We start from the raw sequence: 928 nt of genomic DNA, 5'->3' as shown, positions 1-928 counted from the left end.
GATGTTTTCGATGCACCGACTTAATGAAAATTTATTTCATCTTTATTTTTAATCCCACCTTTCATCTATATAAGGAGTTATACTTTCTATAATTAAAAACTTTGATTTACAGTAAAGCTGTAATTTATCATGTTTAACGGTTATTTCAGAATAATCAGTAAAAGAAGTGATCGTTGGTGAACAGAAAAAACCAACTCTTGAACCAGACATATTTAACTGAACTATCTCATTAAAAGTAATAATTAAACTTAATGCATTAAATCCAACTTTATCCCATTTTTTAGGGTAAATTTTGGGAATTTCCTTGCAAGTTAAATGGCATTTCACCTCAGAATAGCTTTCAAATGAAACACTATTTAATTCAATAGATTGAAAGTTAAATTCATTATTAAACATAAATTGAATTTTTTCTCTGCCTAACGCGTTTTTAAACCACATATCCATTCCTTAAGGGAAATTATAATGACCATAAGTTCCAGAAACATGATCAGTATTCAGGTTATTTGAAAGTCTAACATTAAAGTGTGGTTCAGCACCATGACCTGATTCTGCTTTAGAGTGCTAAAGACTATAATATTGAATAAAAATGGATTTTTTATCAATAAATTCATATTGTCGAGCCTTTATTGGTTGACCGTTTCTAGCGATCATAGTACTGCCATTACCATCTCGTAAAGATGGTCGTGTAATGGCTGTAGGCTATTGATTCATCGGTATACCTGCATTGTGCTTAACCTGTCTAAATGGATCTCTTCGACTTTTACTATCATACGATGTTTTCTTATTTTTTACCCCACATGCTTTTAAACCAAATGGGTCAATCAAGTCAACCCATTAGGCGCATACTGATACAAATCAAGACACCCAGCAATCCTATCGGGTCAGGTTGAGTAAATCTACCTATATCCGGATCATAATACCTGAAAGT

1 protein-coding gene and 2 pseudogenes are annotated in these 928 nt (G+C 32.1%); all 3 read right to left on the bottom strand.

The genetic code is table 11. The features are described from left to right. Positions 1–48: 48 nt before the first annotated feature. Positions 49–438: an Imm50 family immunity protein gene (locus tag A9G30_RS00965; protein ID WP_065567493.1), complete on the bottom strand. Its 390-nt coding sequence runs from the start codon at positions 436–438 to the stop codon at positions 49–51. 9 nt (positions 439–447) lie between these two features. Beyond that, positions 448–510: pseudogene (locus tag A9G30_RS13495) on the bottom strand (hypothetical protein); the annotation flags it as partial. 323 nt (positions 511–833) lie between these two features. Then, positions 834–928: pseudogene (locus A9G30_RS13490) on the bottom strand (RHS repeat-associated core domain-containing protein); the annotation flags it as partial.

Origin of the sequence: Gilliamella sp. Fer4-1, assembly GCF_001690515.1 — a bacterium.
In the GTDB taxonomy this organism is placed as follows: domain Bacteria; phylum Pseudomonadota; class Gammaproteobacteria; order Enterobacterales; family Orbaceae; genus Gilliamella; species Gilliamella apicola_C.
The sequence above is the reverse complement of the archived record's forward strand: the minus strand, read 5'-3'. Positions and strand labels throughout refer to the sequence as shown.